A 14818-nucleotide genomic window follows, 5' to 3' on the forward strand; every position below is an offset into this window, starting at 1 on the left:
CTGCGCGGCGAGGCGCATGCGGAGTACATCGCTTTCTTCACCGGTCCTCTCGGTGAGCTTGGCCCTCTTGACCACCCTGGCCGCGTCGCAGGCCCACGCCCGCCGCGCCGGACTGGCGGTGGAGGGGTGCAACGGCTGCCACACCGGCGGCGCGGAGCCGGATATCACCATCGACTATAGCCCGAAGAACCCGGCGGCCGGCGCGACGGTGACTCTGCAGGTGCAGATCCGGTCTGCCAACATCAACGCTGGGGGCTTCTATCTCCTCACCGACGCAGGTCGGCTCTCCCCCATCGGCGGTCAAGGCACCAGGCTCATCGACGAGCACCAGCTCGTCCACGACGCGCCGAAGCGGGCGAGCGGCGGAGTCGTCCGCTTCGACGCGCAGTGGACCGCGCCGGGCGCGCCGGGCGGGGTCGTCGTCGCGGTGTGGGCCCTCGCGGCCAACGGCGACAACGGGCCGCGCGGAGACGGCGCTTCGTCCGCCGACACCGCGTTTGCCTACGGGTGCGCCGGGACGACGTATTACCTCGATCGCGACGCCGACGGATACGGCGACTCCAGCGCGCCGAGGGTCGATTGCACCCGGCCGGCCGATCACGCCGACCGCGGCGGCGACTGCGACGACTACAGCGTCGACATCCATCCCGACCGGGGCGAGATCTGCAACGAGAGAGACGACGACTGCGATGGCGAGATCGACGAGGATCTCGAGGTCACCACGCATTATGAAGACGCCGATGGCGACGGGTACGGCTCGTTCTTCGGCGCGAGCGTCACGGCGAAGTGCCCCCCCGAGGGGTACGCGCCGACCTCCAACGACTGCAACGACAGGTCCCCTGACGTCCACCCGGACGCGACCGAGACTTGCAATCTCGCCGACGACGACTGCGATGGCCGGGTGGACGAGGGCGTGCGCGAGGTGTGCGGCGTCGGGATGTGCGCGCGTGAAGCGACCGCGTGCACCCCCGGATCGTGCACGCCCGGCGAGCCGAGCCCCGAGGTGTGCAACGCGCTCGACGACGACTGCGACGGCGAGGTCGACGAGGACCCAGGCCTCTGCGCACCCGGCGAGGGCTGCCCGAGCGGCACGTGCAGCAGCGGGAGCGGCGGGGGCACCGCCGCGAGCGTCGGGAGCGCCGGAAGCGCCGGAAACGCCGGGAGCCCCGCTGTCTCTGCGGGCTCCGCGGGCGGCGGCGCCCCGGACGAGGGAGAGACGAACAGCGGCGGTTGCGCCGTCGACGCCGGCGAACCCCGCGGCGGGTCTCCGTGGCGGCAGCTGCCGCTCCTCTCGCCGCTCGCTCTCCTCGCGCTGCGGCGCCTGCGGAAGACTGGCGCGATACGGTAACCCCCCTTCCGAGCCTGAGATCAACACGCATGCTCTATCGCCGTTTCGGTCGGACCGAGATCAAGATGCCTGTCCTCTCGTGCGGGGGGATGCGGTACCAGCAATCCTGGAACGACAAGGACCCCGTCTCGCCCGCGAGCCAGCGCAACCTCGAGGCGTGCATCATGCGGGCGCTCGAGCTCGGCATCAATCACATCGAGACCGCGCGAGGGTACGGCACGAGCGAGGAGCAGCTCGGGCAGATCCTGCCGTCGATGCCGCGCGAGCGGATCATCGTCCAGACGAAGGTCAGCCCCGAGGCGGATCCAGCGAAGTTCCTTGAGACATTCGAGCGGTCGATGAAGCTCCTCCGCCTCGATTACGTCGACCTGTTCGCGCTCCACGGCGTGAACGACGAGACGCGCCTCTCGTGGTCGGTGCGCAAAGGGGGCTGCCTCGACGCGGCGCTCGAGCTGAAGAGGCAAGGCCGCGTGCGCGCGGTGGGGTTCTCGACGCACGGGGCGCCGCGCGTGATCACCGCCATGGTGCAGGACGGCCGCTGCGATTACGTCAACCTGCACTGGTACTACGTGAACCAGATCGCCTGGCCTGCAATCCAGGCCGCCGCCGAGCGCGATATGGGCGTCTTCATCATCAGCCCGACCGACAAGGGGGGCAAGCTGTACGAGCCGAGCGACAAGCTGGTGCGGCTCTGCGCCCCGCTCTCGCCGATCGTGTTCAACGACCTTTTCTGCCTCGCTCGTCCGGAGGTCCACACGATCAGCGTCGGGGCGGCGCGCCCGTCCGACTTCGACGAGCACATGAAGGCCCTGCCGCTGCTCGACGGCGAGGGCGCCGCGCAGGCCGCGCTGGCGCCGATCCTGCGCAGGATCGACGAAGAGCTCGAGCGGGTGCTCGGCCGCGCGTGGGTCGACACATGGCACGTCGGCCTCCCCGACTGGGAAGCCGTCCCCGGGCACGTGAACATCCGCGAGATCCTGCGGCTGTACAACTACGCCCGGGCGCTCGACATGACGGCCTACGGCAAGATGCGGTACAACCTCCTCGGCAACGGCGACCACTGGTTCCCGGGCAACCGCGCCGATCGCGTGCGGGAGCTCGACCTCGCGCAGGCCCTCGCGGACGCGCCGCAGCGGCACCGCATCCTCGAGGTGCTGGCAGAGGCGCACGCGCTGCTCGCGGGCGGCGAGGTGAGGCGCCTCGGCAAACACTGAGTCTAGGCCTCGCGAAGGCCCCGGCGAGCGGCTCCTCGACCGGTGAGCCACGCGCAGGCCTCTCAATGCGCACACGGCCGGCAGCGCACGGTTCTTGCCGTCGCCTGCCCTCGTTCGACATCATTCCCTGGTCGGTCAGGGGCAGTCGATCGAAGGAGGCTTCTCATGCGCATTCACGGTACAGGGACGATGGCGCTCCTCTGCGCGCTCACGTTGGCCGCAGGGGCAGGCTGCAGCTCCGGCGGAGGGGACAGCGGGAGCGGCGGCGCGGGCTCGGGAACCGGCGGAGCGAGCGCCAGCGGCACGGGCTCCGGCAGCGGCGGCGCGGGCTCAGGAACCGGCGGAGCGAGCGCCGGCAGCGGCGGCGCGGGCTCCGGCAGCGGTGGAACAGAAGCCGGCAGCGGCGGCGCGGGCGCGGGCAGCGGCGGCGGAGCCGAGGAGCTGAGGTGGTATCTCACGTGCGGCGATCCGGTGTGCAGCGGTCACCGCCCCCGCGACGGGGTCAAGCCGTGCACCGACGAGAAGGAAGGGGAGCCCTGCGCCGCGCCGGACGCGACGTGCGATCCCGCGAACGACTGCAACGCCCACCTGCTCTGTACGAGCGACGATCCGAGGCAGGGGCCAGGGGGTTGCCCGAGATCCCGCGCCCGGTACAAACACGATATTCGCTATCTGCAGGAGGCCGAGCTCGAGCGCGTGCGCGACGAGCTCGTCGCGACGCCGCTCGCGACCTGGCGTTACAACCACGAGGGCGAGCGCGGCCGCGAGCACCTCGGGTTCATCATCGACGACAATCCGGCGAGCCCGGCGGTCGCGCGCGACGGCGACCACGTCGATCTGTACGGATACACGAGCATGGCCGTGGCAGCGATCCAGATGCAGCAGAAGCAGATCGCCGCCCTCGAGCGTGAGCTCGCGGCGCTCCGCAAGGAGCTCGACTCGGCACGGCAGGCGCACCCTCCGGCGTCCACGGCCGCCAGGGCAACCGGCCGAGCTGCGCGGTAAAGCGGCTGCAGGTGTCGAGCGCCCAGGTCATCCCTCGTCGAGGGCGTGCCGCTGGCCTGCACCACGAACGTGCTAGAGCAGATCGGGCCGGAGAGAGGCCATGCCCGAGAGGAGCAGCGTGCTGGAAGGCGCGAGCGGCTCGCGACGAACGGTGAGCGACGCTCTGCTGGCGATCGCGGGGGGCACGCTGCTCATGGAGACAGGAGGCCGCCATGAGATTGCAAGGCAAGATCGCGCTCGTGACAGGCAGCAGCCGGGGGATCGGCCGCAGCATCGCTGTCCGGTTCGCCCGGGAAGGCGCCGACGTGGCGCTCACGTACCACAAGAGCAAGGAGGGCGCCGAGGCAGCGCTGGCAGAGGTCGAGGCCGCCGGACGGCAAGGTCATCTGTTCGCCGTCGACGTCGCCTCCGTCCAAAGCGTGCAGGGGCTGATCCGGGACGTCGTCGCGCGCTTTGGCCGGCTGGACGTGCTGGTCAACAACGCGGGGATGGAGAAGCGAGCGCCGTTCTGGGAGGCGACCGAGGAGGACTACGATGCGGTCATGAACACCAACCTCAAGGCGGTGTTCTTCGGGAGCCAGGCGATGGTCCGTCACCTGCGCGAGACCGGGCGCCCCGGCAAGATCATCAACATCAGCTCGGTACACGAGGACCTGCCGTTTCCCCACTTCGCGTCGTACTGCGCCAGCAAGGGCGGCGTCCGCATGCTCACGCGCACGCTCGCCGTCGAGCTGCGCGGCGCCGGGATCACCGTGAATGCCATCGCGCCCGGCGCGATCGAGACGGAGATCAATGCCAACCTGCTCAAGGATCACGACAAGGTGAGCGCGCTGCTCGATCAGATCCCGCTCGGCCGCCTGGGAAAGCCGGAGGACGTGGCCGGGCTCGCCGTGTTCCTCGCCTCGGCGGACGCCGACTACGTGACCGGTTCGACGTATTTCATCGATGGCGGGCTGACCTGGAACTACGAAGAGCAGTAGCCATGACACGGCCGCCTGGTTGAGACGGAGAGGCGGGGTCACGCTGGCAGTCCATACACCGAGAAGAGTTTTCAACAGGACGCAATGCGCGGCGGCTGAGCCCGGCGCCGCTCACCTGCCGCTGCGACGCGGGCACCTTCCTCGCCCGCGCGCAGCTCGCCACGGCGCCCCGCGTTTTTGCGGCGCGCGGACGGCTCGTTGTGGCACCATGCGCACATGACGGAGCTCAAGACCTATACAGGTGGCTGTCACTGCGGGAAGGTTCGCTACGAAGTAAAGGTGGACCTGAGCGCTCCCGTGGTCGTGTGCAACTGCTCGCGCTGTTCGAAGCTGGGCGCGATGCTGGCCTTCGCGCCGGTGGACCAGCTCACGCTCAAGGAGGGTGGCGACTTCCTCACCGACTACCAGTTCAACAAGAAGGTCATTCACCATGTGTTCTGCTCGGTCTGCGGCGTCGAGTCGTTCGCGCGGGGAATCGCTCCCAACGGGCAGGAGATGTGCGCCATCAACGTCCGCTGCCTGGACGGCGTCGATATCGACGCCGTCAAGATCATGAAGTTCGACGGGAAGAGCCTGTAATCGCGCCCTGGCTGGCCGGGTCCGTGGCGGCCAGCGCGCCGGGCCGCGGGCCCGGACGGCGAGGCCGCGGCCGACCACCGCCGGCCCTGCGCTCGCGAGGAGCGCTTCTCGGTCGCGCACCGGACCAATCCGCGGGCACGAGTGCGCCGCCACGCTCAGGCCCGATGTCGTCCTCTTCGGGGAGATGCTCCCCCTGGAGAAGGTCGAGGTCCTCCGGCGGGAGCTCGCGCACGGCTTCGATGTGGTCGTCTCGACCGGGACGTCGAGCCTGTTCCCCTATATCATGAGGCCGGTCCTGGAGGCCGCGCGGTTGGGGGTTCCGACCATCGAGATCAACCCGGAGCCCACCGCGGTCTCCACGGCGGTCTCGGTGCGGCTGCCGATGCGCGCGGTCGAGGCGCTGGAGGGGATCCTCTCCCGCATCGAGCCCGGCAGCTGACCTTTTCCGCGGGCTGGTTACTCGGCCGGCTCTTCTTCCCCCAGCCGGTCGAGCTCGCCCCAGAGCTCGTCCAGGTCGACCACCAGCCCGTCACACCCTGGCACCGCCTCGACGCGCCCGCCCGCGGCTGCCTGCGCCCACACGTAGCGCCCGTCCGGACCGAGCTCGTAGATCTCCAGCATCCTCGTCGCCGGATCGAGCAGCCAGTACCAGCGCACGCCGAACGCCGCATACTCGCGCAGCTTCTCGATGCGGTCGCGGTGGACGTCGCGCGGCCGCGGCGAGACCACCTCGATCATGACGTCCGGCGGGCGCCGCATGGGACCGCGCCGCGGCGGGGGCCTCTGCCCGGGCAGCACCATGGAGACGTCCGGCTTGCGCCCGCTGCCCTTGCGGAGGAGGTACTTGAGCTCCGAGCCGGCCACGAAGCCCCCGCGGGCGGCCGCCCACGCGCCGAGCACCCGGATGAGCCACATGACGGCGGTCTCGTGGATCCAGTCCGGCACCTCTTCCTCCACAAGCACGCCACCGACGAGCTCGCCCGGCTCGTCCTCGGCGAGCTCCATCCACGCCTCATCGCTGAGGCGGTCCGAGCTATCCAGAGCAACGGCGGCGCCAGCCATCACGGCTGGTGAGGATAGCACGCTCGCCCCCCCCGGCGGCAGCAGCGCTCCCCTCGCCAGCTGCTCGCTTCCACCCCCATCACCCCGGCTCCGCCGCCGCCCCCGGCGGCGCGGCGGGCTCGGCCTTCTTCGGCCGCTTCTTCCGCCGGCTCTCCAGCCACGCCCTGCGCTTCTCGACCCACTTGGCGAGGTCCTTCGCCAGCCAGCCGCCCTTCTGCCGACCCACGATCTCCCGCAGCAGCAGCGCGGCCTGGCCGTGGCCGATGCGCATCGCGAACAGATCGTCCATCACGATCTTCGCCCACCGCGTCCGGCGCACCGAGTCCATGTGATCGACGAACTGCTCTATCCGGAGCAGCACCTTCGTCCCTACCCCCGTCTTGCCCGTCACCACGAGGGCCGCCGTCTTCTCCTTGTCGAGCGCCTCGAGCCTGCGGATCGCCCCGTCGATCAGGTTCGCGTGCTCCGCCCACCCGGCGCCGCCCTGCTCCTTGGCCGCGCGCGCCGCGGCGAGCGCCTCGCGCAGATCGATCAGGCCGAAATCCGAGTACGAAAGGAAGAACGTCAGCACCTCGCGCCGCGTCGACGCGTTGCTCTGCATGCGCTCGATCGCGGTCCTCACGCGATCCATCGAGAGCCACCGGTAAACGAAGTCGAGCCCGGTCCCCTTGATGTTCTGCGACCCCATCAGCCGCGCGTCGAACCCCGGCGGGATCTCGCGCGTGATGAAGTCGATCACCTTGTCGCCCTTCGCGTCGGCGTTCCACAGGACCGCGATGCGATCGAGGCACAGCTCGCGGTACGCCGCGCGGAACGCCTGGTTGGCCTCGGCGTCCGCGCCGCGCGTCAGCGCCGCCTCCACCTCGGCGCGCGCCTTGTCGCGGCGGGCGAGCCGGCGCGACAGCCGCGCCGCGTGGTGGATGATGTCCGGGCGGATGTCGTCCTCCCCGGCCGGCGGCGCGTGCGCCTCCAGGGCCTGCTTCACCGCCGCCTCGATCGCCTCGGGCTCCCCCTTCTTCCCCGCCACGCCGGGCCCGCCCACGATCGCCGCCGCCGCCGCCTCGTCGATCGCCGGCAGCGCGCGCAGCATCCGGGTGAGATCCTCCTCGAAGGCGCCCGCCCGCGCCGGGACGCCCAGCTTCTTCATCTGCTCGTCGAAGCGCTCGAGCGCGCGCTCCTTGCCTCCGTCGCCCGTGATCACCATGTCCCGGAGCCGCGCGTCGAGCCCCTCCGTGATGAACTGCATCATCCCGCCGAGGTTGGAGTTGATCAGCACGACGTGATCGACCCCGATGTCCTCCACGATGATCTGCGCGAACACGCGCGACCGCGCGACCCGGTCCGCGCGGTTGTTCACCACCATCACCGTCGCCTTGCCGGGCGTCGCGTCCATGTCGTGCTTGTCGAACGCGAGCCGCGTCCAGTTCGACATGAACCCGGCGCGCTCGTTCGCGCTCATCCCGTTCGAGAACGTCAGCTTCCGCCCCCGGTACTGCACCGTCGGGTACGTCTTCAAGACGCCGAGATCGAGGATCACGTGATCCGCGATCTCGACCAGCGCGAACTCGCGATCGACGCCGAAATGGTCCGCGAGCGCCAGCACCAGCGCCACGTTGCGCGGGTGCTCCTGGTACGGGAGCCGATCGAGGAGATCGACCGGCAGGAGGTCCGCGTCGATCGGCGGGATCGCGACGAGGTTCGTCCCCTTGCGCTGCGCCTGGTCCTTGAGCAGCGGGAGCATCTGCTCCTCCGTCGTGAACGACAGCCCGTCCGTGGGCATGAAGCGCGCGATCACCCGGGCGACGTCCTCGCCCCCGGGGCCCTGGATGTCCTCGTGATCCGGATAGGCGTTCGTCAGCGTCGTGATCTCGTCGCGCATCCACTCGGAGCAGAGCGTGTCCACGAAGAGCGGCTGGAGCGCCATGCACTCCCACAGGAACACCTGGGCGCGGAGGTTCCGCCCGGCCGTGAGGATGTTGCGCTGCTCCCAGATCGTGGCCTTGTCGTACGGGCGGTAGATGAAGATCTCCTGCGCCGGCAGGTCGCGCATGGCGTGGATGAACATCGCCTCGCAGCCGGTCGTCTTCACGACGACGTCGTAGCGGAGCGCGTGGAACAGCGCGGCCTTGAGCCGCTCCGAGCCGCTCTTGCCGCGCGTCCCCCAGCCGCCGATCGTGAGCGGGATGCCCCGGCGCGCGCGCTCGATCTGCGCCGCGATCCACGCGGCCCGCAGCACCATGTACGCGAGGACGAGGAACACGATCCACGCGAGCTGCGTCGGGACGTTGCCCGCCGGCGAGACGAGGTACGAGAAGAAGCCGTCGATCCAGACGGGCACCGACGGGCCAGAGAGCCAGTCGCGGCCGACCTGGAACGCCGACGGCAGCGCGATCGCGAGGTACTTGCCGGGCAGGTGCGGCTCGATCTCGTACGGGCGGCCTTCGATCTCGCCCCCGGTGTCGCCGAGCGCGACCGTGAAGCCGAGCTCGCCCGTCATCAGCGAGAACTTCTTCTGCTCGGCCGGCTCCTGCGCCACGAGCGCGCGCATGCGGGCCTGGGCGTAGCGGTCGTAGCGCAGCGTGATCAGGGCGCGGGCGCGCAGCCGGTGCGCGAGCTTGGCCGGGCCGCGCACCGTGACCGTGCCGCGCGCCGTGATGAGGCGGATCTCGCGCTGGGTCAGGCTGGCGGCGGCGAGCAGGTCGTCGATGCGGGGGACGAACGGCCCCCACCCGCCCACGGGCGGGTAGACGTGGCGCTCGCCCGGCACGCGCGTCGGCGTGACCTCCGCCATGCCGACCGGCGGCGCGACGAGCTCGCCCGCGAACAGGCGGCCGCTCGTGTGGATCCACCCCTTGCGCTTGTCCGGCATCGGGGTGCGCATCTCGTGGATGAGCCGCCACAGGCGGAAGCCGCGCGGCTCGCCGCGCGTGAGCACGTACCGGCCCCGTGCGCGGCGCCGGAGCGTGTACGTCATGTCGCCGCGCGACGCGACCGCGAGCGCGCGCTCGACGTCCCTGGGCTCGGCGTCGGCCGGGAGCTCGACCGGCGCGCTCTCGCCCTCCAGCAGCTCCGAGGCCGCGGCGAGGAGCGCCTGGCGGACGCGCTCGGCGACCGGGCGGCTCTCGACCTCGAGCAGCCGCAGCACGGCGGCCGCCTCGTCGGACAGGTCCGGCGAGATCGCCGGGCGGCTCGCGAACTCGGCGAGCAGCTCGACGAACGTCCCCGGAGGCAGCGGGGCATAAGGCCCGGCGCAGAGCGTGCGGACCGCCTCGAGGGCAGCGCGGGACGCGAGCGGCGGGCCGGGCTTCGTGAGGGCGAAGCGGACGGCGCGCTCGGCGAACGGGGCGGCGTCCGCGTGGTCGGCCGCGTGGCGCGAGAGCTCCCGCAGCGCGTAGCCGCGGACGCGAGGCGATCCGTCGCCCTCGGCGAGCTCGACGAGCGCCGTGAGGGCCTCGGCGCCGCCGAGCGCGACGAGCTGGCGCACGAGCTCCTGGCGCACGTGCTCGCTCGGGTCGTCTCGGGCGAGGAGCGCGATCGCGAGCGGATCCGCGCTCGCGGGCGCCGGGCGCGCAGGCGACGCGCCGGCGGCGGGATCGGCGCTGAGCCGGGGCGCCGAGTCGGGCGCGGGCGCGTCGGGCAGCTCGGCGCCCTCGCGGGCGCCTCCGGCGGCGGCCTCGGGCGCGACGCTGGACCGGCTGGCGCGGCTTTCGTGCGCGCCGTTCCAGCGGCGCGTGTCCCACGCCGCGCTGGAGCGGCGCGCCGCGCGGTCGAGCGGGATCGCCGGGGCGGACGGGCGCGCCGCCGCGCCGAGGAGGCGCAGGGCGTTGCGGCGGAGGATGGGGCCGTCCTTGTCGGCGGCGTCGCGCGCGCGGAGGCGCTCGGCCAAGAGCGAGAACGCCTCGTCGGGGAAGAGGAGGACGCCGATCTCGAGGGCGGCGATCTGCACCCAGCGGGACGCGTTGACGCCGCGCGACCACGCCAGCACGGAGCGGGCCGCGTCGAGCCCGAGGTGGGCGAGCCGCTCGCGCGCCGGGAGGCGGTGCAGGAGGGTGACGGCGGCGAGCAGGGCGGCGCGGCGGACGGGCGCGGGGCGGCTCGGCTCGGCGTGCGCGATGGCGAGCCGCAGGACGCCGCCGTCGCGGGCGACGTGCAGCGCGTCGGACGGGTCGTCGAGGTGCTGCGCGAGGTGGGTGAGCGCGTGGTAGGCGATCTCGACCTCGTCGAGGCGATCGGCGATGGCGGTGGCGAAGCGCTCCTGGGCCGCCTCGAGGTCGAGGTTGCGGCCGAGCGCCGAGAGGTCGCCGGCCTGCTCGAGGCGCGCGGCGGCCCAGGCGAGCATGGAGGCTCCGCCCTTCTTGGGCTCTCGCGCCCAGACGCGGAGCTGGCGGGCGAGGAGCTCGCGCCGCTCGGCGGGGGTGGCGGCCGACTGGTAGGCGAGCACGAGCGCGGACTCGGCGCTGCGCAGCCGATCGACCTCGGCGACCGCGCCGTCGGCGCACCGGGCGAGCGCGGCGAGCAGCGCGGGCCTCGGGTACTCGTCGTCGCCCAGGTCGGCCGTGACGCGCGCGACGACCGTGGCGATGGCGCGCGGGCGCAGCCGCACCTCGATCTGAGGGAGGCTGTCCTCGACGACCTCGGCGATCGACCGCGGCGCGGAGGTCCAGGGGTCGGGCGCCCCGCGCGAGCTCACGGCGCCTCCGCGCACGCACGAACGCGAAGGGTACGCGCGCGAGGGCGAAGGGTACGGCCTTGCGTCAAGGAGCGAGCGGCACCGGGCAGCGAGACCATCGGCGGGCGAGCAGGGTACACCGTCGCGCGGAGCCGCCGCGAGCCGCCGTTTTCGGGACCTGCCTCTCCCGGCGCGCGCGAGCGGACGGCTCAGCCCGCCGGGGTTCGAGGCGAAGCCCCGGGGGGGCCGGCGCGCGCAGCCTGTTCAGCGCGAGCCCTCGGCGAAGGTGTCGCAGTCCTCGACGCGGCCGCCCTGCATGCCGCGCTTGAACCAGGCGACCCGCTGCGCCGACGAGCCGTGCGTCCACGTCTCCGGGTTGACCCTGCCGGTCGCGGCCTTCTGCAGCCGGTCGTCCCCGATCGCGGACGCGGCCCGGAGGGCCTCCTCGGCGTCGCCCGCGTCGAGCAGGTCGCGCTTCGCCGTGGAGTGGGCCCACACCCCGGCGAAGCAGTCCGCCTGGAGCTCCATCCGCACGGAGAGCGCATTCTTCTCGCTCGGGCGCGCGGCCTGCAGCTGGCGCAGCTTGCGCTCGATCCCGAGCACGTTCTGCACGTGATGGCCGATCTCGTGGGCGAGCACGTATGCCTGGGCGAAGTCGCCGGGCGCGCCGAACCGCGCCTTGAGCTCGCGGTAGAAGCCGAGGTCGACGTACGCCGTCCGGTCCGCCGGGCAGTAGAACGGGCCCATCGCCGACTCGCCGACACCGCAGCCCGACCTCACGGAATCGGTGAACAGCGTCAGCTGGGGCGCCGGATAGCGCTGCCCCGTCTGGCTGAACACCTGCGTCCACACGGCCTCGGTGTCATCGAGGACGAAGGAGACGAAGTCGACGAGCCGCTCCTCCTCGGGCGAGCTCGCGCGCTCGCTCTGTGCACCGGAGCTCGCGGCCCCCTGACCGAACCCCGACAGGAGATCCTTCCCGAAGACGAGCGAGAGCACGAGCAGGATCACCGTCCCGCCGACACCGAGCTTCGCTCCGCCGGACGTACCGCGGAGGTCTCGGAGGTTTGCACTGCGTTTCCCAGGTGTCCAGCGCATGGCCAGCGCATGTATAGCGTGGACTGCGCATCGGGTGGTACCTTAGCTTTCGGTCAGGACGTAGAGCATTGCTCGCCTGGTTGTGGCGCCGGCGTGGTCACGCGGCGTACGAGCGACCGAATCGCCGCCTGCCCAGGGCCATCAAGGAGACGGGCGTCTCTCTCGATGTCTTCCGAGAAGACTTTGTCTTCAGGCGTCCTGGCGGCGCACCTCACCGACTTGCCCTGTCCTCTGGCCAGCGCTGCTCTACCGCCTGTACCACCAGCTCCCCTCCCCGAGCGCCTCGGAGATCGCTCGAGGGACAAACGGATTGAAACCACCTGAATAGAGCAGAATTTCGAACCGCCAAGCACGCGAAGAAAACCACAAACCTCTTGGCGCACTTGGCGGTTCATTTCTCGGCTGATCAATGCGATCGGCGCTCTACACGCTCGCCTCCGGCCGAGCCGCCCCCGCGGCGGCCGCGGGCTGCCAGAGCCCCAGCGCGCGCGCGCACGGCAGCACCACCTGCGCGAGCGCGGCGCTGTGCAGCGCGCGCACGTCGGCCCCACCGAGGTGGCCGTGCGCCGCGAGCGCCGCGGCGCGGCCGCCCCCCGGCTCGGCCTCCGGCGGGGGCGGGCGCCGGAGCGACGCCGCGGCGGCCTCGAACACCTCGGCCACGGCGCGGCGCACCGGCTCGCCGCCGGCTCCGATCGCCCACGCCACCGTGAGCCACGCCAGCTCGGCGTGCCGGGCCTCGTCCTCCGCGATCACCTCGAGCGCCGCCCGCACCGCGGCGTCCCCGGCGCGGACGCGCTTCTCCGCGGCGAGCAGCGCGGCCACGGTCTCGCCGACGCAGCCCTCCTCCGCGGCGGCGCGCGCCATCGCAGCGAGATCCGGGGCGATCGGCACCGCGGGCGGCATGGGGAAGGCCGCCGGGCCGACGGGACCGCCCCGGTAGGCGCTCGCGAGCGAGAACCCGAGGCGGGCGTGGCCCACCTCGTCGAGCGCGGCGATGTGGGCGGCCTCGACGAGCGACGACGGCGCGCCGAGCGCCATGAGATCCAGCGCGAAGCGCGCGAACGACGCCACCGACGCGTGCTCCTCGAGCGCGCTCCGGAGCCAGCCGCCGGCGAGCGTCTCCCGCTCCTCGCCCGTCAGATCCGCGAGAGAAGGCTGCTGCCCGCTCGCGCCGCTCGCCGTCGCCCGCGCGAGCCACCCTGCCTCGGCCTCGCGCGGAGCCGCCCTGACCCGGTGCCCCTCGAGCGTGAACGGCCGGCCCTCCATCGGGCAGATATCGCTCTGATCCTCGGCGATCACCTCGTAGCAACAGCCGCCGTTCCGCAGCTCCCCGTCGCTCTCCACCGACACGATCCTGTCGTCGCACCTCGTGTAGATGCTCTTGAGCTCGTCCAGCGCCTGCGCGCGGTCGAGGCACGCTCCCAGGGCCTCGTCCCACGCGAAGCACCGGAGATCGGCGGCCTCCGCCTCGGGCTCCGCGCAGCCCGGCGCCGCGACGAGGAGCGCAGCGGCCGTCGCGGGGCCGGCGCTCTGCAAGAGGCGGGCGATGAGCGTTTGTCGAAACGATCGGTCGAGCAGCATGATGTGCACCTCCAGCCCATGCCCGCTGCCTCAGGAGCACGGCGAGGAGCTCGGAACAGGGCGGCTTGTGCCAGGCTCTATCGCAAGCCACGTACCACCGCCGATCAGGGCGCGATCGCATCGAGACCTGCGCGCTCTGCGGGAACCACGGCGCGCTCCCCTCGATCGTCGTGCCGCAGCGCTGACACACTCCGGCACTCCGCGGCCCGGGCGCGACCGTGACCGCGCCCGGACCTGCGCGACGGCGCCGCCTACAGAGGGCTCACGTTGGTCGTGGACGACGCGTTCCGCAGGAGGCGCCGCTGGCCGAGCGGCGTCGAGAAGCCGTTCTCCTTGTGGAAGGTCGAGCCGCTCCCGCCGCAGCTCGGATCGCCCCCCGCCCATCGCTCGGGGCAATGCGCCAGGATGTAGTCGCGATCCGGGTTGCTGGCACCGAAGCCCTTCCACCGGGTGTGGCTGACGCAGGCGGCGCCGTCCACCGTCCACTCGGCCTCCAGGCTCATGCCCGAGCCCGCCGTCTCGGTCTGGATGCCGAGCGCATCCCAGATGTCGATCGCCGTCCCGGTCCGCGTGTGCGGCACGCCGTCGCCGCAGTAGTCCGCGCGCACCATGCGGATGCACGCTTGATGGAAGTAGGAGAGATCCCTGTCCTCGCAGCCGCTCGCATTGCACTCCGCCTCGGCCGCCCATTCCCTGTAGCCCCACTCGGCGCACTTCCCGATCGCCGCCCCCTGACAGGCGAACGTGAACATGCCCCCGTCGTCCGAGTGGGCCCCCGTCGCCGCGTCCCACGTCCCCTTCATCGGGATCGCCTCGAGGCCATCGCCGCAGACGTTCACCCAGACCCCGGGGCCGCCGTTGTACTTCACCGTGTAATACGTGATCCCGCCGCGCGCGACGACGTTCGTGATGCGGACGACCACCGATGACCGATCGTCCAGGACCACCGCCATCTCCGCGCCGATGAAGTCGCTTCCGACGACCGGCGCGCCGTCGCTCTCGCGCGTCCCGACCAGCGTCGTCGCGTCCAGCGAGACCCCGTTGAAGCGGACCCCGTTGAAGCGGACCCCGTTGAAGCGGACCCCGTTGAAGCGGACCCCGTTGATGTTCGCCCCGTTGAGCGCCAGGGTGTTGAGCGCCCGCAGGGCGAGCGAGCTCTCCGCCGGCTCCTCCTCGTCCTCGACGCCGTCGATCTCCGCGGCGCAACCGGCGCCGAGGAGCGCGAGCCCGACCATCGCTCCCGCCCAAAACCACCGCTTCAACATGATCGCCTCCGAGCGCT

Annotated in this window: 12 protein-coding genes; 6 read left to right on the forward strand and 6 right to left on the reverse strand. The window is 71.9% G+C overall.

Annotation, left to right across the window (positions count from 1 at the left end; translation table 11 throughout):
- The first annotated feature begins 67 nt into the window (after positions 1-67).
- The 3 genes from WME90_RS38935 to WME90_RS38945 all read left to right on the forward strand — a co-directional run bounded on the left by WME90_RS38935 (position 68) and on the right by WME90_RS38945 (position 3567).
- Positions 68-1348 carry a putative metal-binding motif-containing protein gene (locus WME90_RS38935; RefSeq protein WP_437277136.1) on the forward strand — a complete coding sequence of 427 codons (1281 nt, stop codon included), beginning with the start codon at positions 68-70 and terminating at the stop codon, positions 1346-1348.
- 29 nt (positions 1349-1377) lie between these two features.
- Complete coding sequence (locus WME90_RS38940; protein WP_437277137.1) at positions 1378-2562, forward strand: aldo/keto reductase; 1185 nt, start codon at positions 1378-1380, stop codon at positions 2560-2562.
- Between the two features lie 165 nt (positions 2563-2727).
- Positions 2728-3567, forward strand: a complete 840-nt coding sequence (locus WME90_RS38945) for a tail fiber domain-containing protein (RefSeq protein ID WP_437277138.1) — start codon at positions 2728-2730, stop codon at positions 3565-3567.
- Positions 3568-3639: 72 nt separating this feature from the next.
- On the opposite strand, the gene WME90_RS38950 is transcribed toward WME90_RS38945, so the two are convergent.
- Entirely contained in the window at positions 3640-3762 is a 123-nt protein-coding gene (locus WME90_RS38950) for a hypothetical protein (protein ID WP_437277139.1), read from the reverse strand.
- A gap of 17 nt (positions 3763-3779) precedes the next feature.
- Between WME90_RS38950 and WME90_RS38955 the strand changes: the two genes are divergently transcribed.
- The 3 genes from WME90_RS38955 to WME90_RS38965 all read left to right on the forward strand — a co-directional run bounded on the left by WME90_RS38955 (position 3780) and on the right by WME90_RS38965 (position 5565).
- Positions 3780-4547, forward strand: a complete 768-nt coding sequence (locus WME90_RS38955) for an SDR family NAD(P)-dependent oxidoreductase (RefSeq protein WP_437277140.1) — start codon at positions 3780-3782, stop codon at positions 4545-4547.
- A 216-nt stretch (positions 4548-4763) separates the two neighbouring features.
- Positions 4764-5126: a GFA family protein gene (locus WME90_RS38960; RefSeq protein ID WP_437277141.1), complete on the forward strand. Its 363-nt coding sequence runs from the start codon at positions 4764-4766 to the stop codon at positions 5124-5126.
- Positions 5127-5310: 184 nt separating this feature from the next.
- On the forward strand, positions 5311-5565 hold the full coding sequence (locus WME90_RS38965) for a hypothetical protein (RefSeq protein ID WP_437277142.1): 255 nt from the start codon (positions 5311-5313) through the stop codon (positions 5563-5565).
- 17 nt (positions 5566-5582) lie between these two features.
- On the opposite strand, the gene WME90_RS38970 is transcribed toward WME90_RS38965, so the two are convergent.
- The 5 genes from WME90_RS38970 to WME90_RS38990 all read right to left on the reverse strand — a co-directional run bounded on the left by WME90_RS38970 (position 5583) and on the right by WME90_RS38990 (position 14801).
- Positions 5583-6131 (reverse strand): Uma2 family endonuclease, encoded by a 549-nt coding sequence (locus WME90_RS38970; protein WP_437277143.1) that lies wholly within the window; start codon positions 6129-6131, stop codon positions 5583-5585.
- 136 nt (positions 6132-6267) lie between these two features.
- On the reverse strand, positions 6268-10878 hold the full coding sequence (locus WME90_RS38975; protein WP_437277144.1) for a capsule biosynthesis protein CapB: 4611 nt from the start codon (positions 10876-10878) through the stop codon (positions 6268-6270).
- A gap of 243 nt (positions 10879-11121) precedes the next feature.
- The gene (gene ypfJ, locus WME90_RS38980; protein WP_437277145.1) at positions 11122-11955 is read right to left on the reverse strand and encodes a KPN_02809 family neutral zinc metallopeptidase; all 834 of its coding nucleotides are present in this window, start codon (positions 11953-11955) and stop codon (positions 11122-11124) included.
- 423 nt (positions 11956-12378) lie between these two features.
- Positions 12379-13536: a hypothetical protein gene (locus tag WME90_RS38985; protein ID WP_437277146.1), complete on the reverse strand. Its 1158-nt coding sequence runs from the start codon at positions 13534-13536 to the stop codon at positions 12379-12381.
- A 251-nt stretch (positions 13537-13787) separates the two neighbouring features.
- A complete protein-coding gene (locus tag WME90_RS38990) occupies positions 13788-14801 on the reverse strand; it encodes an ADYC domain-containing protein (protein ID WP_437277147.1) in 1014 nt (337 codons plus the stop codon).
- Between the last annotated feature and the right edge of the window lie 17 nt (positions 14802-14818).

The sequence above is a fragment of the Sorangium sp. So ce375 genome (assembly GCF_051473855.1).
Classification (GTDB): Bacteria; Myxococcota_A; Polyangia; order Polyangiales; family Polyangiaceae; genus Sorangium.